Source organism: Rhodococcus sp. 05-2254-5, from assembly GCF_002258575.1.
In the GTDB taxonomy this organism is placed as follows: domain Bacteria; phylum Actinomycetota; class Actinomycetes; order Mycobacteriales; family Mycobacteriaceae; genus Rhodococcoides; species Rhodococcoides fascians.
Window position 1 is genome coordinate 29,302 of record NZ_NOZG01000019.1, and the last position, 21,445, is coordinate 50,746.

A 21,445-nucleotide genomic window follows, 5' to 3' on the forward strand; every position below is an offset into this window, starting at 1 on the left:
AACAGGCACGCCGGCTGAAGCCGGTGCGCCCCCGTAGCTCAGGGGATAGAGCGTTCGCCTCCGGAGCGAAAGGCCGCAGGTTCGAATCCTGCCGGGGGCACACATCTTTCACGCATGTCACTTCCCCGAGGTGACTGCTCGAACGAGACGGACTGTTCACATGTCCGAGGATCTCCCCGATATCGACATCGTCATCGTCATCGACGACCTGTATTCACTGGCACCCGCCGACTTCGTGTCGCACCGATCGGCGTATGTGACCCGGTTCAAGAAGGCCGGAGACAAGTCCGGTGCCACTCGTATCGGCGGACTCCGTAAACCCACTGTCGTGGCCTGGTTGGTGAACACACTCGCTCGTCAGGACGAATCCGCGGTCGCCGAGTTGTTCGACCTCGGTGCCGAACTCGAACGGGCTCAGCAACGCGGCGACGGACATCGACTGCGTGAGTTGTCCACCGCTCGAAGCGCTTCGATACGCGCGCTCACCGATCGAGCCGTTGCATTGGGTCTCGAACGTGGCGTGACCGTCGGCGACAACGCGGCGCGCGAGGTTTCCAACACCCTCAATGCTGCAATGGCCGATCCGGAGATCCGCGACCGGGTTCGTGCGGGCCGAACGGTGGTGGCCGAGACATACAGCGGCTTCGGCCCCGCGCTGCTCTCGCTCGTTCCGGATCCTCCTGAGACCGAGACCGAGGACGACGGCGAACCGGATATTGCCGATGACGCGCCCGAGTCCGCAGCGGAATCCGATGCCGAGAACGAAGCCGAGCTGCTGCGCCAGGCCGAACACGATCGCCTGGTTGCCGAACTCGACTCTGCCGAAACCGCATTCGATGCCGCACGTGATGCGGCCGACGCTGCCGACCAGGGCACGGAGCGCGCTGCGTCCGAACGACGCAGCGCGACAGCAGAAGTCGAGAGACTCGAAGCCGAGCTGGAGGCCGCGAGAGCCACAGCGAAGGCAGCGCGGGCCGCGGAGAGAAAAAGCGTCGAACAGGCAGAGTCGACGGCGGAGGCGCTCGAGGCGGCGCGGGCACGCGTGACCGAAGCCCGGTCGGCCCTCGACGAACCGAGCTGACCTACCCTGGCGGCATGACCACACGCTGGCAAGCCGAGAACTCCGCCGACGACTCCGCCCGGTACATCGAGCGATTCGATCGTCTGGCCGAACGCGGCGTGGATCTGCACGGTGAAGCCCGCATGGTCGACGCGGTGGTCTCCCCCGCGTCGACCATCCTCGACGCCGGCTGCGGTACGGGCAGACTCGGTGCCGAACTGGCGCGACGTGGCCACCACGTCACCGCCGTGGATCTCGATCCGATTCTGGTCGAGAAGGCGCGTAGTCACCCCGAACTCGACGTGCATCTCGCGGATCTGACCACGCTCGAGTTGAATCGCACGTTCGACGCGGTCGTCGCGGCCGGCAACGTGTTGGTTTTTCTGGAGCCCGGCACCGAACGTGCTGCGCTCGAACGCATCTGGGCACATCTGAACGACGGCGGAGTGTTCGTCACCGGCTTCGCCACCGACCGGGCATACACAGCCGACGAACTCCACGAGGATCTCACTGCCGTCGGATTTTTCGTCGAACATCGATTCTCCACCTGGGACCTGCGGCCCTGGCGCGCCGACGCGGACTGGGCCGTCACCGTGGCACGAAAGCCCGCTCTGCTCGCTTGAGACGAAACGAGACCGGCCTGTGTCGGCAGGCCTCGTTCGAACGAAGCGAGCGCCGCGATTCCAAGTGCGGGTGTCGATTCGTTCCCGGGCGGGAAGACTGTCGCTCATGAAGGAACACATAGCGCGGTTGCGGGAGTCGTTCTGGTTCATTCCCGCCGTCCTCGGAGTTCTCGCACTCCTACTGGCGCAGGCGCTCGTCAGCCTCGATCGCTACCTACTCGACACCCGCGTGGACCTGACGGGTTCGTTGCTCTATCACGTCGGGGCGAGTGGCAGCCGGGACATCCTCGGGGCGATCGGTGGCTCGATGCTGGGGGTGGCTGCCACGTCGTTCTCCATCACCATCTCCGTGCTCGCCACGGCCAGTTCCTCGTACGGCCCCCGCCTGGTGCGAAACTTCATGGCGGACCGCGGGAATCAGGTGGTTCTGGGTATCTTCGGGGCGACGTTCCTGTACTCGCTGATGGTGCTGCGGTCGATTCGTTCGATCGAGTCCGATGGTTCGGTGTTCGTCCCGGACATCGCCGTCAATGTCGCCGTGGCGCTCGCGGTGGTCGATGTAGGCGTACTCGTCTACTTCATCCATCACATCGCGCAGTCGATTCAAGTGGCCACCCTGTCCGCGAGAGTCCGCGACGAGTTGTCGGAATCCGTCGACTCCCTCTACCCGACGGATCTTCCCGACGACGCCGCTTCGATCGACGGCATCTCGAAACCACCTGTCTACGTGACGGTCCTGGCCGAGACATCCGGGGTGATCATCGACATCGACGAGGACGCACTGCTGGGCATCGCGACCGACAACGGCACGCTGATCGAAATTCATCGGGTCCCGGGCGAGCACATCGTCTCCGGCGAACCGCTCGTCGACATTCTCGCCGATCGCTCGGCCGACATCTCCGACGCATCGATCGACCGAGTCCGCTCTTTTTTCGACATCGGTACCAGTAGGACGCCGCGCCACGACATCGCGTTCGCCGTCGAGCAGATGACGGAAATGGCGGTCCGGGCGCTGTCCACCGGGGTCAACGATCCCTACACGGCGCGTAACGCCATCGACGATCTCTCCGTCGGACTCGTTGCACTGGTCCAACGGCCGGCACCGTCACGCGGACGGCGTGGAACCGACGGAGAGGTGCGACTGATCGTGCGGCGGGTGGCCGTCTCGATCCTGATCGACCATGCGCTCGATGCGGTGCGCATCTACGGGACCGGCAGTCCCATGGTGGTCCAGGCCGGAATTCGTCTCGCCGAGAGGGTCGGCCGCGCTGCGCGCTCCACCGACGATGTCGACGCCGTGCTGGCGCAATTGAGCCTGTTGGACGCCGCCCTGACCGTCGACGAGACCGACAGCGCGCGCACAGCCGATGCCCGCGAGCAGATTTCGCGGACTCGAGCAGCGATCACCGATCGGGTACCACTCGCGGTACTTCGCACCGTCATTCGGTAGACGCTCGAACCGGGCACCGTGGGAGGATGGTGTGTATGCCAGCACCGTCGCCGCTTCCCCTCGACCCCATTGCAGAGGCCCACCGTCAGTGGACCAAGCACGGGTGGTCCGATGCCGCCGACGGTATGGCCGCGGTCACCTCGCTGATGCGCGCGCAGCAGATCATGCTGGCCCGGGTCGAGGAAGCGCTCAAGCCGACGGGACTGACGTTTTCGCGCTACGAGTTGCTGACGTTGTTGACGTTCACCAAGAACGGCGCGTTACCGATGGCGAAGGCCAGTGCCCGACTGCAAGTGCACCCCACCAGTGTGACCAACGCGGTGGACCGCCTCGAATCGGTCGGCTACGTGCGCCGCATTCCCCATCCCAGCGATCGACGGACAACCCTGGTCGAAATCACCGAGCAGGGGCGCACGTTGGCGGTCGAAGCCACCGAGCGCCTGAACACGCTGGTGTTCGCCAAGCCCGGGCTCGCGCGCGACAAGCTGATGGCGCTGGTGCGCATCCTCGCGGAACTGCGTTCGGATGCAGGCGATTTCGACAGTGATGACATCACCACATCGTTCTGAGTTCGATGGTGACTCGTCACAAGACAATGGCACAGCCGTACCGTTCGTGGTCCAATTGCTCCGGGAACAGGCCGGAGTCGGTCTGCTGAAGGGCGGGGCGGGGTGCTGGTGTTGGGGGTCGGAGCGGGTGCGCACGGTGCACGCGCAATTCTGACGTATCTGGACAGCCCCCATCGCACACCTATCGTGTCTCGGACGGTGCGCCGCGCTCCCGGTCAGTCGCTGGCCACCACGATCGCCACCGGCGTCGACGCCATCCACTCCATTGCCGCGACGATGTCGCTCCCGGTGCAGTTCTCTGCCATCGCCTACCGGGTCGCCACCGATCCCGGCACGGTTGCCACCCGAGGGACCGCTCGAACGGCCTCCCTGGTTCCGGAAACCGCTGCGCAAGTGCGGTTTCTACGATTCATCGGGCTGGTACCCAATCACGGCGTCACCGTGCTGTGCGACATCGGGAGTACCGGCACCACGGTCACCGTCATCGATCTCGCGTCCACTCGCACCCTCATGACGCGGCGCACTGCCACGTTCTGCGGCGACGATCTCGATCACTCGGTGCGCCGGCTGCTCTCGTCCAACGGCGTTCGCGTCGGAATCGACGCCAGCCGGTCCATCAAGGAGCAACTGAACATCGATTCCGTCGTCAGCACCACGGACCCAGCCGGCACTGCACGGCATGTGCTGACACGGCGCGACTTCGACGATCTGATCGCGGGACCCGTCCGTTACGCAGGCATGCTGGTGGAGCAGACCATCGAATTGTCCGGTGCCAGGCCGCAGTCCATCGTCGTGGTCGGCGGCGGCGCGAACATCACCTCGATAGCGCGGTCTCTCGAACTGCGGACCGGCCTGACCACCCTGGTGCCGACGATGCCCGAGCTGGTCTCGGCCCGCGGGGCCGCCCTCCTGTCCCCCGACAGGTAGGACGGCCCCGGAAGTGGAGCCCGCGGAACGACCGGTCGGGGTGGGAATGGAGCCCGCGGAACGACCGGTCGGGGTGGGAGTGGAACCCGCGGAACGACCCGAAAGAGCGGCCAGCTTTACCGGTGCTGAAAGTTGGGCGTGCGCTTCTCGATGAAAGCCGACATGCCTTCCTTCTGATCCTCCGTGGCGAACGTCGAATGAAACACGCGGCGCTCGAACAGAACTCCCTCACGAAGGCTCGACTCGAACGATCGGTTCACTGCTTCCTTCGCCATCATGGCAACCGGTAGCGACATCTCGGCGATCGTGGTCGCGGTTGCGATGGCGTCGTCGAGGAGATCCGCGACCGGCACGATGCGCGAGACCAATCCTGCTCGCTCGGCTTCCTCGACCTTCATGTTCCGGCCGGTCAGGCACATCTCCATGGCCTTGGCCTTGCCCACCGCACGCGTCAGGCGCTGCGAGCCACCGATTCCCGGAATGACGCCGAGCTTGATCTCGGGTTGTCCGAATACCGCGGTGTCCGAGGCGATCAGAACGTCGCACAGCATCGCGAGTTCACACCCGCCACCGAGTGCATAACCGGAGACCGCGGCGATGAGGGGCGTCCGCGCCGCGGCCAGTCGATCCCACGCCGCGAAGAAGTCGTCGAGGTACACGTCCATGTACGACTTGGGCTGCATTTCCTTGATGTCGGCCCCGGCTGCGAAAGCCCGCTCGGATCCGGTGATCAGAATGGCACCGATCTCGGAATCTGCATCGAGTTCCTCGACCACCGAAACGACCTCACGCATCAACTGAGAGTTCAGCGCGTTCAATGCTTTCGGACGGTTCAGCGTGATGATGCCGACGCGTCCCCGGCGTTCGAGCAGGATGGTTTCGTAGTCGGTCACTGAGCAGCTCCGTTCGAGCGTTCGCGGATGTCGTTGATGATGCCGGAGAAGTCCACGTCGGTTCCGCCGCCGGACGTTTCCTTGAACCGAGCGTAGAGCTCGGCTGCGCGAAGTCCGAGTACTCCCTCGACCCCGTTGTCGCGCAGTGCATTCGCAGCCAGACCCAGATCCTTGTCCATGAGGGCCGCCGCGAATCCGGGCTTGTACTCGTTGTTCGCCGGGCTCGTCGGAACCGGACCGGGCACCGGGCAATTGGTCGTCAACGCCCAGCATTGGCCGGACGCAGTCGATGCCACGTCGAAGAGCGCCTGATTGCTCAGACCGAGCTTCTCGCCCAACACGAAGGCCTCGCTGATGGCGATCATCGATACGCCGAGAATCATGTTGTTGCAGATCTTGGCGGCCTGACCGTTGCCCGCCGGCCCGCAGTGCACGACCTTGCGGCCCATGACGTCGAGAACGGCAGCGGCGGAGGCGAAATCGTCCTCCGAACCACCGACCATGAACGTGAGCGTGCCTGCGGCCGCTCCCCCGACACCGCCCGAGACCGGAGCGTCGAGGCTACGGTGTCCGGCCTCGTGCACCAGCCGGTGCGCGGCATGCGCGTCGGCGACGTCGATGGTCGACGAATCGATGAACAACGTCCCCGGTGCCGCGGCCGGAAGCAAATCCCCGTACAGCCCGAGTACCAGTTTTCCGTTCGGCAACATCGTGATCACGATGTCGGCTCCGGCGACGGCCGCAACCGCGGACTCCACCACAGTGACGCCGTCCTTCGTGGCCTGCTCCAGCGCCGCGGGAACAAGATCGAAGCCCTGCACCGTGTACCCGGCCGCAGCCAGGTTGGCGGCCATCGGTCCACCCATGTGCCCGAGGCCGATGAATCCGATCGTCTTCTCGCTCATGACTGCTCACCTTCTGTAAGTGCTTTCGACAGACCGAGTTCGGCGTCGCCCAGGGGCGCGAAGTATCGGTCGACATCCTCGGCAGTGACATCCGCCGACGTGGCCGGCTGCCACTGGGGGTTGCGATCCTTGTCGACGACCTGCGCCCGAATTCCCTCGACCAGATCGTGACTGCTCAGCGACGCGACCGACACGCGGTACTCCTCGTCGAGCACGGCCTCGAGGGAGGGCAGCGTCGCCGCCCGTCGCAGCGACCGCAGCGTCACCGCAAGAGACACCGGCGATTTGGACGCGATGTCCTTTGCGGCCTGCTGCGCCTCCGGCACCGGCGATGCAGCCAGAGCGTCGACGATGCCCTGAATGTCGTCACCTGCGTAGCACTCGTCGATCCATTCCTGCTGAGTCGCGACGGTGGATTCCGGAGCCGACTCGCTGAACGTGTCGACGGCCTCCCCGACGCTGACCGTCTCGAGGGCGGTGTAGAACTCCTCGAGCTTGTCCGACGGAATGTAGTGATCGGCGAATCCGACCGCGATGGCGTCGGCCGCATTCATCCGCGCCGTGGTGAGCGCGAAGTGGGTACCGGTTTCGCCGGGCGCACGCGAAAGAAGGTAGGTGCCACCGACATCGGGAATGAATCCGATGCCGACCTCGGGCATCGCGATCTTCGAACGTTCGGTCACGATACGGGTGTTCGCGTGGGCCGAGAGCCCGACGCCACCGCCCATGACGATGCCGTCCATGATCGCGACGAAGGGCTTAGGGAAGCGGGCGATCGCGGCGTTGAGCACGTACTCGTCGCGCCAGAAGTCCTTGCTTCCGCTGCCGCCGTCCTTTGCGTCGTGGTAGATCGAGACTATGTCGCCGCCCGCGCACAATCCGCGCTCGCCGGCTCCGGTCAGCAGGACGACGTCGACTCTGTCGTCGGTTGCCCACTGCGTCAACGCCGGAGCTATCTGCTGAACCATCGCATGCGAGAGTGCATTGATGGCTTTGGGGCGGTTCAGAGTGATGCGACCGATCCCGCCCGAAACCTCCAGTAGGACATCGCTCATGCTGCACCCACGATGGAGCGAGCTACGACCACGCGCATGATCTCGTTGGTACCTTCCAGAATCTGGTGGACCCGAAGGTCGCGAACGATTTTCTCGACACCGTACTCGGCGAGATAACCGTATCCGCCGAGCAACTGCAGCGCCCCGTTGGCGACCTCGAAGCCGGTATCGGTACCGAAACGCTTGGCCATCGCGCACATCTCGACCTTGTCGGCTGCATTGTTCTGCAACCCGTCCGCTGCTCGCCACAGCAGAGTTCGCGCAGCTTCGAGCTCGGTCTTGAAATCCGCCAGTCGAAACTGCAGGGCCTGCGAGTCGAGCAACCTGGTGCCGAATGCGTTGCGGTCGGCGAGGTAGGACACGGCCTTGTCGAGAGCGGACTGTGCGCCGCCGATCGAGCACGCGGCGATGTTGATGCGTCCGCCGTTGAGCCCGTTCATCGCGATCCGAAATCCGTCGCCCTCGCCGCCGAGCAGGTTGGCAGCCGGAACGCGGGCACCTTCGAAGATCACCTGGCGGGTGGGTTGAGCGTTCCATCCCATCTTTTTCTCGTTCGCTCCGAACGACAGTCCCGCCGTGTCCTTCGGCACGATGAACGCCGAGATGCCGCGGGGACCCGGCGCTCCGGTGCGGGCCATAACGACGTACACCTCGGAAGTGCCTGCGCCGGAGATGAACTGCTTGACGCCGTCCAGCACGTACTCGTCACCGTCGCGGACGGCCTTGGTACCGAGCTTTGCCGCATCGGATCCAGCGCCGGGTTCGGTGAGGCAGTAGCTACCGAGCTGGTCCATCGAGCACAGCCCTGGAAGCCAGCGCTGCCGTTGCTCGTCGTCGCCGTACGTGTCGATCATCCAGGCGACCATGTTGTGGATGGAAATGTAGGCCGCGATGGACGGGTCACCGGTGGCGAGTTGCTCGAAAATGCGCACCGCGTCGACGCGGGTCAGGCCCGATCCGCCCACGTCTTCACGAATGTAGATGCCGCCCATCCCGAGAGCAGCAGCCTTGCGCAGCACGTCCACCGGAAAGTGCTTCTGCTGATCCCATTCGACGGCGTTCGGTGCGAGGAACTCGTCCGCGAAATCACGAGCAGTGTCGTTGATGGCACGCTCGTCCTCGTTCAACGTGAACATCGTCGATCAGTCCATGTTCGGAATGACGAAGTGATTCTGCGCAGCTGCTTCCTTGGTGCCCGACGGCCAACGCTGAGTGACGGTCTTGGTCTTGGTGTAGAAGCGGATGGAATCCGGTCCGTGCTGGTTGAGATCGCCGAATCCCGAACGCTTCCAACCACCGAACGTGTGGTACGCGATCGGCACCGGAATCGGCACGTTGACTCCCACCATGCCCACCTGGACGCGGGAGCAGAAGTCGCGAGCGGTGTCGCCGTCGCGGGTGAAGATCGAGACGCCGTTGCCGTACTCGTGTTCGGACGGCAGACGCAGCGCGTCCTCGTAGTCCTTCGCGCGCACGACGATCAGCACCGGACCGAAGATCTCTTCCTTGTAGATGCGCATGTCGGTGGTCACCTTGTCGAACAGCGTTGCGCCGGCGAAGAATCCGCCCTCGTGGCCCTCGAGACTGAATCCGCGTCCATCGACGACCAACTCGGCACCCTCGTCCACACCGATCTGGGTGTAGTCGTTGACGCGCTTCAACGCATCGCTACCGACGAGCGGGCCGAAGTCCGCGTTCTCGTCGTCGCTGCGGCCGATCTTCAGTTTCGCCACTCGCTCGGTCAGTTTGGCGACCAACGCGTCGGCGGTCTCCTCACCGACGGGAACCGCGACGGAAATCGCCATGCATCGCTCGCCGGCCGAACCGTATGCGGCTCCGAGCAGAGCGTCGGCGACCTCGTCGAGATCGGCATCGGGCATCACCAAAGCGTGGTTCTTCGCTCCACCGAAGCACTGTGCGCGCTTGCCGTGCTGCGCCGCCGTCTCGTAGATGTACTGCGCGATGGGGGTCGATCCGACGAAGCCGATCGCCTTGACGCGATCATCGGTGAGCAGCACGTCGACGGCATCCTTGCCGCCGTTGACGACGTTGAACACGCCCGGCGGCAGACCTGCCTCGAGGAACAGCTCCGCGAGCTTGAGGGGTACGGACGGGTCTCGCTCTGACGGCTTGAGAATGAAGGCGTTACCGCAGGCGATGGCCGGGCCGGCCTTCCACAGCGGAATCATGGCCGGGAAGTTGAACGGGGTGATGCCGGCAACGACACCGAGCGGCTGACGCATCGAGTAGACGTCGATACCGCCACCCGCACCCTCGGTGTACTCACCCTTGAGCAGGTGCGGAACACCGACGGCGAACTCGACGACCTCGACGCCACGCTGGATGTCGCCCTTGGCGTCGGCGATGGTCTTGCCGTGCTCCGACGAGAGCAGCCGCGCGAGTTCTTCGGTGTCGCGGGTGACGAGCGCGAGGAACTTCATCAGCACCCGAGCGCGCCGCTGCGGGTTCCACTTCGCCCACTCACGCTGCGCCTGCTCGGCGTCGGCGATGGCGGCCTCGACCTCGGATACGTCGGCCAGGGGCACCCGGGCCTGCACCTCACCGGTATTGGGATCGAACACATCCCCGAACTGTCCGGAGGTGCCGGCGACATGCTTGCCGCCGATGAAGTGCGTGAGTTCGCGAGCCATGGGTGTCCGTCCTCGAGCGTGGAATTAAGTACGCTCATCCTATAGTCGGATGTCCATGTAAGTCCAGGAGCGGTCACATTCGGTCGTAGAACGCGCGCAGATCAGCGCAGGCCCGGCTGACTTCCGCCTCCGTCGAACCGTCGGCGCGAAAGATTCTGCGCAGGATCAGCGGATCGAGATCGTCCGTCGCCGGAGCGAACGACACTTTCGGAAGTTCGGGGAACGCCGCACGATCGCCGAACCAGTCGTCCGGGTCGAACTCCTGGTCGCTGTCGCCGACCCCCTCGATCAACTGATCCAGATCGACACCGCGCAGTGTCAGGATCGTCCCCGCGGACGCGTCGATGTGCTCGGCGGCGATGTACATCAGCGCTGCCGCGTGTTTGCACGGCCACCCGTCGTCGGGGCACGAACAGTCGAAATCCAGTTGCCCCTTGTCGTGGGGAAGCAGCACCGACGCCAGCGCCTGAGGAATCGCGTTGGACGCGAGTTCCGCCAGCATGCCGGGGTTGGATCGCACTCGGCCGACGAGCCCGGCCACCTCGCCTTCGGTGAGCGGCTCGACGCTGACCGACGCCGAGAACGGCTCGAGCTGACTGCCCTGCACCTCACCGTAGATCTGCCCACGTTCGACTCCGAGAGTGAGCACCTGCCCCTGGCGGGCATAGGTCCGGCCCCGTGCGATCCGGCCCGGATCGGCGAGATCTTCCATCGCGGCGACGAAATGCCTGCCCCACCACGTCTGCCCGAAGGCACCCCGCTTGTTTCGAGACTCGATGCCGCCCTTGGCTTGTCGACGCTTGCCGTACTGCGAGAAGTCGGCCATCACTCCCCCACCGCGTCTTCGCTGAGACGAAACAGTTCCTGCAGTTCCGCAGTGTCCATCTCGGTCACCCAGCTCTCACCGGTGCCCACCGCCAGATCCGCCAGATCCTGCTTCGACACCAGCATCGAATCGATGCGTTCCTCCACGGTGCCCACACACAGCAGCTTGCGCACCATCACGTTCTTGCGCTGGCCGATACGGAAGGCGCGGTCGGTCGCCTGGTTCTCCACCGCCGGATTCCACCAACGATCTAAGTGCACAACATGATTGGCGGCAGTGAGATTGAGCCCGGTACCACCGGCCTTGAGCGAGAGCATCATGATCGGCGGACCGTCGTCGCTCTGGAACTTCTCGACCATCTCATCGCGCTTGCCCTTGCTCACGCCGCCGTGCAGGAACGGCACCTGAACTCCGAAACGCTCGGCGAAATACGGTGCCACGAGCTCACCGAACTCTCGAAACTGCGTGAACAACAACGCCTTCTCGTTGTCACCGAGAACGGAATCGAGCATGTCCTCCACCAATCCGATCTTTCCGGAACGGTGCTGACCTCGCTTGAGTACCGACGAGCCGTCGGACAGGAAATGCGCGGGGTGATTGCACACCTGTTTGAGGCGAGTGAGGGCCGAGAGCACCGCACCCTTGCGTTTCATGCCCTTCGCGTCGGCGATCTGCGCCATCATCTCGTCGACGACCGCCTTGTACAACGCCGCCTGCTCGGCAGTGAGGTTGGCGCGCACGGTCATTTCGTTCTTCTCCGGCAGATCAGAGATGACCGTGGGATCGGTTTTGACGCGACGCAGAATGAACGGAGACGTGATGGCACGCAGCCGCGAGACCGCGTTCTCGTCGTTCTCCCGCTCGATCGGCACCGAGAACCGCTTCCTGAAGTCCGACGGCCGCCCCAGCATGCCCGGGTTCGCGAAATCCAGAATGGACCTCAGCTCGTCCAGCCGGTTCTCCACCGGCGTCCCGGTGAGCGCCAGTTTGTGATCGGCCGGTATGGCCAGTGCCGCCTTCGCCTGCACGGTGCCTGCATTCTTGATGTGCTGCGCCTCGTCGAGAACCACGCGACGCCACGTCTGTGCGGCCAACTGCGCGCGGTCCTTGGCCATCAATGCGTACGTGGTGACGATCAGGTCGTGCTCCGCGATGGCTCGATCGAGCTCCTCGTCGCGTAACCGCGTCGGACCGTGGTGCACCAGAACACGCAGTGCAGGAGTGAATTTCGCGGCCTCACGTTGCCAGTTACCGACCACCGACATCGGGGCCACCAACAGCGTCGGAGTCGCACTGTTCTCGTGAGCGAGCAGCGTGAGCACCTGCAGTGTCTTGCCCAGGCCCATGTCGTCGGCGAGCACGGCACCGAGACCGAGTCGGCTCATGAACGCGAGCCAGTCGAGACCGCGTTGCTGGTAGGGCCGCAGAGTCGCGCGGACGCCCTCGGGCACCGGGATGGTTTCCGGAACCGCCCCGGGTTCGAGCAACGTTGCCGCCCAGCCGGTGGCGCGGATGTCCTGGACCGGAGCCGGAGGCGGATCGGCCAACGTCATCTCACGCATCAACGTGCTGAGCGCAGTCCCGTCACCGTGATGCTCGGCGACGTACTTCGCAGCCCGCGCCAGCTGTCCCCCGTCGGCGAGCACCCATTGCCCGCGCAGGCGGACGAGGTCGCCCTTCGAGACGGCAAGCCGGTTCATCTCCGCCTCGGTGAGCACCATGTCGCCCAGCTGCAGTTGCCAGTCGTACGACACCAGCTCGTCCATACCGACGGCACGATCGGCCGCAGCTTTGGTCACCGCGGGTGACTCGACCCGCAATCGCATCGACGGATCCAACCTGGTCCAGGCCCTCGGCAGCAGGACCGTCGTGCCGGTGGCCTGCAATGCAGTGGCACCGTGTTCGACGAGATCGATGACCACCGACGTCGGCAACAACAGGTCGAGGGTGCCCTCCTGGGTGGGCAGATCACGCAACCTCGGGTAGGCAGCCACGGCCTCGCCGAGTTTGCGTACTGCCGTCGACAGCAAGGTCGCGTCGACCTTGCGACTCATCGGGACCGGACGCGGAGCCTCCCCGTCCGCGCGCAGGCACACCTGAAGTGTCCAGAACGACTCGACGGCATCGTCCGGGGCACCGTCGGCATCACCCGTCTCGCCGTCCTGGTCGTCCGGTTCGAGCAGGCGCAGCACCAGCGCCGGTTCGTCGACGGTGAGGCTGGCGCGCCAATTGTCGAACAGCGTCGAGATCTTCTGCGTCCCATCGAGATACGGATCGTCCCGCACGAGGGCCGACAGCAACGGGTGCTCGGAATCGGGCTTGCCGAGCACCGATCTGACGATCGGGTCGGTGAGCTCCTCGACCATGTCGTCCAGAAGCTTCTTCGGCCGTTCGTTCGCTCGCTGCACCGACGGCATCGCAACAGCGAGCTCGCTGAGCCAGGCGCGTTGACGCTCGCCGCCGACCAGCCGCCAACGCGGCCACCACTGGCCGTCCATCAATTTCAGTGCCGGCACCACTCGTCCGGCCCGGACCCACCGTTCGATGCCCTGGGCGACGTGGCCCAGGAACCGGAGGTCGCCGGAGATCAGCGGGTGGGTCGACGGGGTGCGGAGCAACAGGTCGGCCGCATCGTGCGGAGCCAGCGCGATCGCCGGCAGTTCGACCGGATCCCGAGGGGTGGCGCGTCGAGTGGAGTCGGGAAACGTCACTCGGGCGCGATGCCGGAACGTGCGGGTGAGCACGTGCGAGTGTGTCGCCGGTAGGTCGGGTTCGTCTCCGGTGCTGATCTCGTCGTCCCAGAGCAGCAATCCGGCACCGGGAGACCAGAGACCGTGCAGCATCGGTCCATCCAACCAGCACGCACCGACATACCCGGCGCCGATGTGTCTTCGCTAGCGCTGATGTGTCATCGATGAGGCACCGATGTCTCATCGATGAGGCACAGTGGTCCCATGATCGCGTACGGCTTCGACGAATACGGCGGCCCCGACACCGAGACATTTCTGGACCTCCCCGTGACGGAACCGGGATCGGGGCAGCTTCTCGTGGCGGTACATGCCGCGGGGGTGAATCCCGCAGATTGGAAGGTGCGGGCGGGTAATCGCAAGGACACCGTGCAGATCACCTTGCCTGCGGTGCTGGGGCGGGAGGTGTCGGGCACTGTTGTGGGCGTCGGCTCGGGAGTGGACGGGTTCTCGGTCGGTGACGAGGTCTTCGGGGCGACGGCGTCGGGTCACGGCGGCTATGCGCAGTACACGCTGCTCAACGCGGCCGGTACGGCACACAAGCCCGAGGCCGTGTCCTGGTCGGTCGCGGCGACACTGCCGGTGGCGGCCGGGACCGCCTTCGACGCACTGCGAGGGTTGGCGCTGACTGCAGGCAACACCGTTCTCGTTCTCGGCGCAGGCGGCGGTGTGGGTTCTTCGGTTCTGCAGCTGGCGCGTGCCGACGGTAACGACGTTCTCGGGGTGGCGAGCTCGGGCAAGCGGGAGTGGATCGAGAGCCTCGGTGCGGAGTTCGTCGAGTCCGGACCCGAGTACGTCGGTTCGATATCGCGGCCGGTGCACGGCATCGTCGATCTGGTCGGCGGGGACACTCTTCGCGCGGCCGCTGTGAAGACCGGCGCCCCGATCGTCAGCGTGGCCGACCCGGTGCTCGCCGCCCAGTGGGGTGGGTCTGGAGCAGTGCGCGAGCGCACCACTGCGGCGTTCACCCGATTGGCCGATCTGGTCGTGACGGGCGTCCTTCGTCCACGCATCGATCACACGTTTCCACTCGACCGCGCAGGCGAGGCTCTTGCGCTCGTGGAGAACGGGCACGCACTCGGCAAGGTCGTCATCGAGGTCCGCTGACACCCGACCGTGTCGGGCGGTGTCGGTACCGTCCGGCACACTGCTGTCGCGAGGTACGAGAGTCGGCAAGATCGAAGTTTCACGATGGGGCGTGTGTGAAGAAGCTGTGGGTAGCGGCGGCGTTGGTGATCGCCGCGATCGTCATGGCGACGTTCGAATCCTGTGACCGGTCCGACATACCGGGATTGGCTCCCCCACCCCCGGCTCCGGGCAGCCCCACCCGCGCCCAGATCGAAACGCTGTTGGATCGGGTGGCCGTCGTCGCCGCACGACCCGATCCTCGTGGGTACGAGCGCGGATGCAAGAGCGGTGAAGGGTGCGTGTTCGGACCGGCGTGGACGGACGACTACGACGGACCGGGCGGGCACGACGGGTGTGGAACCCGTGACAACGTGCTGGCACTGTCGATGACCGAAGTCGAGTTCAAGGCCGGCACCCGAGACTGCGTGGTGCTCTCGGGCTCCCTGGACGACCCCTACTCCGGTGAACGGTTGCAGTTCACCAAGTCCGACGCCGGCAAGATCCAGATCGATCACGTCTATCCGTTGTCTGCCGCCTGGGACATGGGTGCCGACAGCTGGGCAGCGGACAAGCGCATTCGTTTCGCGAACGACATCGCGTTCAATCTGCTGGCGGTCAACGGGCCGGACAACCAGAGCAAGAGCGACAAGACGCCGTCGCAGTGGATGCCGCCGAACGCGGCGTACCACTGTTTCTACGCGGGCAAATATCTGTCGGTGGCGGCCCAGTACGAGCTGCCGATCACCGAGGCCGACCGCCGCGCCCTCGCTTCGGTGGCCCCCAGCTGCTGATCCAGCGATGCGAACGCGGGCGGTAAAGTCTGGCCAATGGCAACGACGTCGTCGCGCAGCTTTCTCGACCGTGACACCCAGCTCTGCATGTCTCTGTCGGGAAGGCCGAGCAATATCGGAACCCGCTTCCACAACTACCTGTACGACGAACTGGGATTGAATTTCGTCTACAAGGCGTTCACCACCACCGATCTCGCGGCCGCGGTCGGTGGAGTCCGTGCACTCGGTATCAGGGGATGCGCGGTCTCCATGCCGTTCAAGGAGGACGTGATCGAGCTGGTCGACGTCATGCACGAATCTGCGAGCGCGATCGCATCGGTCAACACCATCGTCAACGAGGCGGGCGTGCTGCACGCCTACAACACCGATTACCAGGCTGTGGCCGATCTGCTCGCGTCGAGCGATATCTCGACCGATTGTTCGGTGGCCGTGACCGGCTGCGGCGGTATGGCCAAGGCAGTTGTTGCCGCACTGCGGGATTCGGGTTTCACCCGCGGCACCGTAGTTGCTCGCAACGCGTCGACCGGTCCGGCTCTCGCCGAGGCGTACGGATACGACTGGTCGGCCGAGTCCGTCGAAGCCGACTTGCTGGTGAACGTCACCCCGGTGGGAATGGCGGGCGGCCCCGCTGCCGATTCGACACCCTTCACCGAGTCGCAGATCCATGCGGCACAGGCAGTGTTCGACGTGGTCGCGATGCCGTCGGAGACACCGCTGATCACCGCGGCGCGTGCGGCGAACAAACCGGTGATCACCGGCGCTCAGGTCATTGCCCTGCAGGCAGCAGAACAGTTCGTTCTCTACACCGGAGTTCGCCCGTCCGACGATCAGATCCAGCGGGCGTCGGAATTCTCCCGTCGCTGACTCACAGGCGTTGCCACGCGGGCTTGTTCGCGTAGGCGTGGCGGTAGTAGTCCGTGAGAGCGAGGGACGCAGCAGCTGCCTCGTCCACCAGTACCGTCACGTGCGGATGCCACTGAATCGCGGACGCAGGACAGCGTGCCGACAACGGCCCCTCGACGGCAGCGGCCACCGCGTCTGCCTTGGATTCTCCGGTAGCGATGAGCACGAGATGACGCGCCTCGTCGATGGTGCCGAGGCCTTGCGTCAGCACGTGGTGCGGCACCTCCTCCGGCGAGGGGAAGAAGCGCGCATTGTCGACCCGAGTCTGTTCGGTGAGCGTCTTCACCCGGGTTCTCGACCGTAGTGACGACCCGGGCTCGTTGAAGCCGATGTGTCCGTCGGTGCCGATGCCGAGAATCTGCACATCGATACCACCGGCCTCCGCGATCGCGGCGTCGTATCGTCGCGCTTCGGCAGCGATGTCGACGGCTTCACCGTCCGGCGAGAACACCGCGGAATCGTCCAGGTCGACGAGGTCCACGAAGTTCTCGCGAATGAACGAAAAATACGACTGCTCAGCAGTTCTGGGTAGACCTATGTATTCGTCGAGCAGAAACGCTCGACACCCAGCGAAGGACAGCCCTTTCTCGCGATGTCGGCGGGCCAGCTCGCGATACGTGCCGACGGGACTCGACCCGGTCGCCAACCCGAGGACGGGGCCCGATCCCGGGACCGAGTCGGTTCGCACGACGCGCTCGACGATGTCGGCCGCGGTTCGGTCCACGTCGGTGGCTGTGGGGAGTACGACGATCTCCATCTAACTTTCCTCCTCGATCGCGCGTCCGCCGCGAATGACCTGCACCGGCGCGAAGGATGCGTCGACCACCAGCACGTCCGCTCTCGATCCGGCTACGAGAGAACCGGTTTCGGCCCCGATCCCGATCAGCGCTGCCGGGGTGGTTGCCCCGGCACGCACTGCGTCGAGCAACGGCACACCGGCGTCGAGCACTGCGCGGCGTACCAGGTCGAGCACACTCGACGTGCCGCCCGCGATCGGGGCCGACTCGGGATCGTTCTCCCGCGACAGGCGGGCGACCGAATCGTGCACGGTGACATCCAGCGGCCCGAGCCGGTAGCGGCCGTCGGCCATTCCCGCCGCGGCCATCGCGTCGGACACCAACGCGATGTTCCCACCGCCGACGAGATCGAACACCGCTCGCACGGTCTCGTCGGCGAGATGTACTCCGTCGCCGATCAATTCGAGCACCATCGACCCTCGCGCCGCAGCGGCCAAGCACTCGCTGACCGGCCCCGGCGACCGATGGTGCCAGGTGGGCATCCCGTTGAACAGGTGGGTGGCACCGATGGCACCCTCTCCGAGGGCGTCGATTGCGCTGCGAGTGGTGCGTGCGTCGGCGTCGGTGTGCCCGATGCTGGGGACGATGCCGTTCTCTCGCAACATGTGTCCGACGGCCGTGAAGCCGTCGACTTCGGGAGCAAGTGTCATCGACCGTACCGATCCCCGCCCGGCGTCGATGATGTCTGCCAGCAGACCGGTGTCGCCGTCACGGAGTGACGCGGGGTCCTGCGCCCCGCAGCGGGCAACAGACAGGAACGGCCCTTCGAGGTGGACCCCGGCGATGTCCCCCGACTCGTACAGATCGGCGAGCATCGACGTCTGCTCGACCAGTCGCCCAGGGGATGCCGACACCAGCGATGCGAGCATCGTGGTGGTGCCGCGGCCACGGTGGTGCCGTACCGCGGTCATCAGATCGGCACGGGCAGAATCCGGGAACGACGCCCCGCCGCCGCCGTGGCAGTGCACATCGACCAGGCCCGGCAGGATGGTCGAATTCGATTGCGGTGGAGCCTCGTCGGGCCACGCCACTACCGGACCCACCCAGGAGATTCGATCGCCGGACAATGCCACGACGGCGTCGTCGATGACCGCGTCGGGTGTGACGACCCGCCCCCTGAGCGCCGTCGTGATGGATTCGCTCATGCCCGGTCGGGTTCGAGCACCGCGTCGTCCTCGCGGCCGGGGGTGCGCAGGTTCCACTTCTTGATGACGAAGCTGAACAGGAAGTAGTAGATCACCGCATACACCAGGCCGATAGGAATGAGAAGCCATGCCTTCGTAGCGATTCCGTAGTTCAACAGATAGTCGATACCGCCGGCAGAGAAGAAGAAGCCGTCATGGATTCCCAGGGCATTGGTCAGTGCCATGGAGGTTCCGGTCAGCACGGCGTGGATGATGTAGAGCGGCCAGGCGACGAACATGAACGAGTACTCGAGCGGTTCGGTGATGCCGGTGACGAACGCAGTCAGACCGGTGGACAACATGATTCCGCCGACGATCTTCTTCTGCGACGGCTTGGCGTTGCGATAGATCGCGAATGCAGCGGCAGGCAGAGCGAACATCATGATGGGGAAGAAGCCGGTCATGAAGACTCCCGCGGACGGATCTCCCGCGAAGAATCGGTTGAGATCGCCACGCACCAATTGACCACTCGCGTCCTGATAATCACCGACGAGGAACCAGACGACCGAATTGAGAATGTGGTGCAGTCCCGTCGGAATCAGCATGCGATTGGCAAAACCGTAGATCCCGCTACCCACCACACTGTGATCGGCAACGGTGTTTCCGACCCAGTTCAGTGCGCTGTAGAAGAGCGGGTAGACGAACGACATGACGACGGCGACGACGAGGCCGGTGACAGCGGTCAGGATGGGAACCAGACGTCGTCCGCTGAAGAAGCCGAGGTAATCCGGCAGTTTCTGGCGGTAGAACCGCTGCCACAGAATGGCGGAGAGCAGGCCGATGACGATGCCGGCCAACACGCCGTAGTCGATCACGGCCGGATCGCCGTTCGCGTCGACTTTGCCTTCCAGTACCACCGGTGACATCGCGGTGAAGACACCGTTCATCACCATGTAGCCGACGACGGCGGCGAGGGCGGTCGAGCCGTCCGACTTCTTGGCCCAGCCGATGGCGATGCCCACGGCAAATATCAAGGGCAACCAGGTGAAGACCGCCTGTCCTGCAGCGGAGATGACGGCCGCCGCGGTGCCCAGAGCACTGAATCTGCCGAGGAGGTCGTCCTGGCCCAGCCGCAACAGGATTCCCGCCGCGGGAAGAACCGCGATGGGCAGCATGAGACTGCGCCCGAATCGCTGCAACCCGGCGAGAGATCTGGATTCCTTCTTCGGTTCGGCTTCGGCCGAGTCCGTCTTCTTCAGGGTCATGGCGACCTTCTCTTCGAGGCTGGTCCGGCAAGGGAGTTCTACTGTTGTGACCGGATGACATCAGGGGTACTGTCCGGTCATTACCAGTTGTAGTTTGGCCAGGTGACGACCACATGTCAACCCGGAGATGTGACCTCGCCGACACCACTGCACACGAGAAGGAAGCGGGAACAGAACATGGCCAAGGCGGACGCGATCGTGAAGGGCCTCGGCGGTGCCGACAACATCGTAGAGATCGAAGCGTGCATCACCCGGCTCCGTACCGAGGTCAAGGACGGGTCGCTGGTGGACGAGGCTGCGCTCAAGGCAGCCGGTGCGCACGGAGTGTTCCACAAGGGGACAGCCGTGCAGGTCATCGTCGGCCCGGAGGCCGACACCCTCGCCGAGGACATCGGCGACATTCTGTGAGCGGGACCTCGACGATCTCCAGTCCTGTTGCCGGTCAGGTCATCTCGCTCGCCGACGTCCCCGACCCGGTCTTCTCTTCGCAGATGGTGGGCTCCGGGGTCGCCGTGCGCCCGGCGGCCGGTAGCGGGCCCGTCGAGGTGCGGTCTCCGATAGCCGGCAAGATCCTCAAACTCCACCCACATGCGTTCGTCGTGTTCACCGACGACAAGGCGGGAGTGCTGGTGCACATCGGCATCGACACCGTGAAGATGAAGGGCCAGGGCTTCGAACTCGTTGCAGCAGAGGGCGATCGGGTCCAGTCCGGCGATCTCGTGATCACCTACGACCCTGCGGCGATCGCGGACGCCGGATACTCCGACGTGATTCCCGTGGTCCTGATGGACTCCGAGCCCGATGCCGTCACGAGCGCGGCCGTCGGAACCTCGGTGGCACAGGGCGACTCGCTGTTCGTGTTGCCCTGAGCCTAGCGGCGCTGCGTGGTGCGCCGCTCCCCCTGCACCTCCATCGAGAGTTGGTACCGGTCGCACCGGTACCAACTCTCCGTGTGCTCGATCGGTTCGTCGCCGCTGAACGACACTCGGTCGAAGTACAGCACCGGTGCGCCGCGTTTGGTCCCCAGCAGCGTGGAGGTGTCACTGTCGGCGGCTGTCGCTTTGACGGTCTGCTCGGCTCGATCGATGGTCAGGCCGTAGTGGTTGCGCACGGCCTCGTACACCGACTGACTCAGATCGTGGTCGATCAGCCCCGGAAGGAGTTCGGCCCGGTACCACCCGTCGTCGACACTGACCGGCTCGGCATCGGCCAGCCGTAGCCGTTTGATGTGGTACGTCCGATCACCGTCGACCAGGCCCAGAGCACGAATCGTTGCTGCCGAGGGCTTTTCGAGTCGCGCGAACAGGACCACCGTCGTCGGCGTCAGCCCCTGGGCACGCATCTCCTCGGAGAACGACGCCAGGTGCAACCGCGACTGCACGGTACGAGAAGCAACGAACGTCCCTTTCCCACGTACCCGAACCAGATGTCCGTCGTTGACGAGCTGCCCTATCGCCTCGCGTACCGTGATGCGACTGACGCCGTAGTCCTCCATCAACCGACGCTCGCTCGGCATCAGATCCCCCGGCGAAAGCTCCTTGGTGCAGCGGTGCAACAGAATTGCGCGTAGCTGTTCGTGCTTCGGGATCTGACTGTCCCTCAGGTGTACGGGCATCACCACTGCGCCGGCCTTTCGATCACTCGCAGAACCAGCGGTACGGACTGGTCCGGTCCAACCAAAGACTACGTCACGACGGCGATACCGAGGAAGCATTCGCCCGGACTCAGCTC

The 21,445-nt window shown here is 64.9% G+C and carries 21 protein-coding genes and 1 tRNA gene; 11 read left to right on the top strand and 11 right to left on the bottom strand.

What is annotated here, in order from left to right; all coding sequences use genetic code 11:
• Positions 1-27: 27 nt before the first annotated feature.
• From CH278_RS11670 to CH278_RS11695, 6 genes are all read left to right on the top strand, one after another.
• Positions 28-100, top strand: a tRNA-Arg gene (locus CH278_RS11670).
• A gap of 60 nt (positions 101-160) precedes the next feature.
• On the top strand, positions 161-1,081 hold the full coding sequence (locus CH278_RS11675; protein WP_094621950.1) for a hypothetical protein: 921 nt from the start codon (positions 161-163) through the stop codon (positions 1,079-1,081).
• 14 nt (positions 1,082-1,095) lie between these two features.
• Positions 1,096-1,683, top strand: a complete 588-nt coding sequence (locus CH278_RS11680) for a class I SAM-dependent DNA methyltransferase (RefSeq protein WP_094621951.1) — start codon at positions 1,096-1,098, stop codon at positions 1,681-1,683.
• A 106-nt stretch (positions 1,684-1,789) separates the two neighbouring features.
• Positions 1,790-3,133, top strand: coding sequence for a DUF2254 domain-containing protein (locus tag CH278_RS11685; RefSeq protein WP_052073692.1), 1,344 nt, complete (start codon positions 1,790-1,792; stop codon positions 3,131-3,133).
• Between the two features lie 35 nt (positions 3,134-3,168).
• Positions 3,169-3,702, top strand: coding sequence for a MarR family winged helix-turn-helix transcriptional regulator (locus CH278_RS11690; RefSeq protein WP_032365573.1), 534 nt, complete (start codon positions 3,169-3,171; stop codon positions 3,700-3,702).
• A 102-nt stretch (positions 3,703-3,804) separates the two neighbouring features.
• Positions 3,805-4,629, top strand: coding sequence for a hypothetical protein (locus CH278_RS11695; RefSeq protein ID WP_094621953.1), 825 nt, complete (start codon positions 3,805-3,807; stop codon positions 4,627-4,629).
• Positions 4,630-4,745: 116 nt separating this feature from the next.
• On the opposite strand, the gene CH278_RS11700 is transcribed toward CH278_RS11695, so the two are convergent.
• From CH278_RS11700 to CH278_RS11730, 7 genes are all read right to left on the bottom strand, one after another.
• Positions 4,746-5,522 carry an enoyl-CoA hydratase gene (locus CH278_RS11700; protein WP_027497924.1) on the bottom strand — a complete coding sequence of 259 codons (777 nt, stop codon included), beginning with the start codon at positions 5,520-5,522 and terminating at the stop codon, positions 4,746-4,748.
• Entirely contained in the window at positions 5,519-6,427 is a 909-nt protein-coding gene (gene mmsB / locus CH278_RS11705; protein ID WP_027497925.1) for a 3-hydroxyisobutyrate dehydrogenase, read from the bottom strand. The genes CH278_RS11700 and mmsB overlap by 4 nt, the downstream gene beginning before the upstream one ends.
• Positions 6,424-7,482 carry an enoyl-CoA hydratase/isomerase family protein gene (locus tag CH278_RS11710; RefSeq protein WP_094621954.1) on the bottom strand — a complete coding sequence of 353 codons (1,059 nt, stop codon included), beginning with the start codon at positions 7,480-7,482 and terminating at the stop codon, positions 6,424-6,426. Before CH278_RS11710 ends, mmsB begins: the two co-directional genes overlap by 4 nt.
• The gene (locus CH278_RS11715) at positions 7,479-8,618 is read right to left on the bottom strand and encodes an isobutyryl-CoA dehydrogenase (protein ID WP_032365570.1); all 1,140 of its coding nucleotides are present in this window, start codon (positions 8,616-8,618) and stop codon (positions 7,479-7,481) included. The genes CH278_RS11710 and CH278_RS11715 overlap by 4 nt, the downstream gene beginning before the upstream one ends.
• Before the next feature lie 6 nt (positions 8,619-8,624).
• Positions 8,625-10,133, bottom strand: a complete 1,509-nt coding sequence (locus tag CH278_RS11720) for a CoA-acylating methylmalonate-semialdehyde dehydrogenase (protein ID WP_032365569.1) — start codon at positions 10,131-10,133, stop codon at positions 8,625-8,627.
• Positions 10,134-10,206: 73 nt separating this feature from the next.
• Positions 10,207-10,959, bottom strand: a complete 753-nt coding sequence (locus CH278_RS11725; RefSeq protein WP_032365568.1) for an SWIM zinc finger family protein — start codon at positions 10,957-10,959, stop codon at positions 10,207-10,209.
• On the bottom strand, positions 10,959-13,802 hold the full coding sequence (locus tag CH278_RS11730; protein WP_094621955.1) for a DEAD/DEAH box helicase: 2,844 nt from the start codon (positions 13,800-13,802) through the stop codon (positions 10,959-10,961). The genes CH278_RS11725 and CH278_RS11730 overlap by 1 nt, the downstream gene beginning before the upstream one ends.
• A gap of 111 nt (positions 13,803-13,913) precedes the next feature.
• Between CH278_RS11730 and CH278_RS11735 the strand changes: the two genes are divergently transcribed.
• From CH278_RS11735 to CH278_RS11745, 3 genes are all read left to right on the top strand, one after another.
• Entirely contained in the window at positions 13,914-14,813 is a 900-nt protein-coding gene (locus tag CH278_RS11735; RefSeq protein WP_094621956.1) for an NADP-dependent oxidoreductase, read from the top strand.
• Positions 14,814-14,908: 95 nt separating this feature from the next.
• On the top strand, positions 14,909-15,625 hold the full coding sequence (locus CH278_RS11740; RefSeq protein WP_032401268.1) for an HNH endonuclease family protein: 717 nt from the start codon (positions 14,909-14,911) through the stop codon (positions 15,623-15,625).
• 36 nt (positions 15,626-15,661) lie between these two features.
• Positions 15,662-16,489 carry a shikimate 5-dehydrogenase gene (locus tag CH278_RS11745; protein WP_094621957.1) on the top strand — a complete coding sequence of 276 codons (828 nt, stop codon included), beginning with the start codon at positions 15,662-15,664 and terminating at the stop codon, positions 16,487-16,489.
• Position 16,490: 1 nt separating this feature from the next.
• Here the strand turns inward: CH278_RS11745 and nagB are convergent, their stop codons facing one another.
• The 3 genes from nagB to CH278_RS11760 are packed head-to-tail and all read right to left on the bottom strand — an operon-like array spanning position 16,491 to position 19,714.
• Complete coding sequence (gene nagB / locus CH278_RS11750) at positions 16,491-17,285, bottom strand: glucosamine-6-phosphate deaminase (RefSeq protein WP_094621958.1); 795 nt, start codon at positions 17,283-17,285, stop codon at positions 16,491-16,493.
• Positions 17,286-18,470, bottom strand: coding sequence for an N-acetylglucosamine-6-phosphate deacetylase (locus CH278_RS11755; RefSeq protein ID WP_094621959.1), 1,185 nt, complete (start codon positions 18,468-18,470; stop codon positions 17,286-17,288). It lies immediately after the preceding gene.
• Entirely contained in the window at positions 18,467-19,714 is a 1,248-nt protein-coding gene (locus CH278_RS11760; protein ID WP_032365561.1) for a PTS transporter subunit EIIC, read from the bottom strand. Before CH278_RS11760 ends, CH278_RS11755 begins: the two co-directional genes overlap by 4 nt.
• Before the next feature lie 177 nt (positions 19,715-19,891).
• On the opposite strand from CH278_RS11760, the gene CH278_RS11765 reads away from it, so the two are divergent.
• Both CH278_RS11765 and CH278_RS11770 read left to right on the top strand, forming a co-directional pair.
• Entirely contained in the window at positions 19,892-20,122 is a 231-nt protein-coding gene (locus CH278_RS11765) for a glucose PTS transporter subunit EIIB (RefSeq protein WP_027497937.1), read from the top strand.
• Positions 20,119-20,583: a PTS sugar transporter subunit IIA gene (locus CH278_RS11770; protein ID WP_032391966.1), complete on the top strand. Its 465-nt coding sequence runs from the start codon at positions 20,119-20,121 to the stop codon at positions 20,581-20,583. Before CH278_RS11765 ends, CH278_RS11770 begins: the two co-directional genes overlap by 4 nt.
• A 2-nt stretch (positions 20,584-20,585) precedes the next feature.
• Here the strand turns inward: CH278_RS11770 and CH278_RS11775 are convergent, their stop codons facing one another.
• Positions 20,586-21,332, bottom strand: a complete 747-nt coding sequence (locus CH278_RS11775) for a GntR family transcriptional regulator (RefSeq protein ID WP_027497939.1) — start codon at positions 21,330-21,332, stop codon at positions 20,586-20,588.
• Positions 21,333-21,445 lie beyond the last annotated feature (113 nt).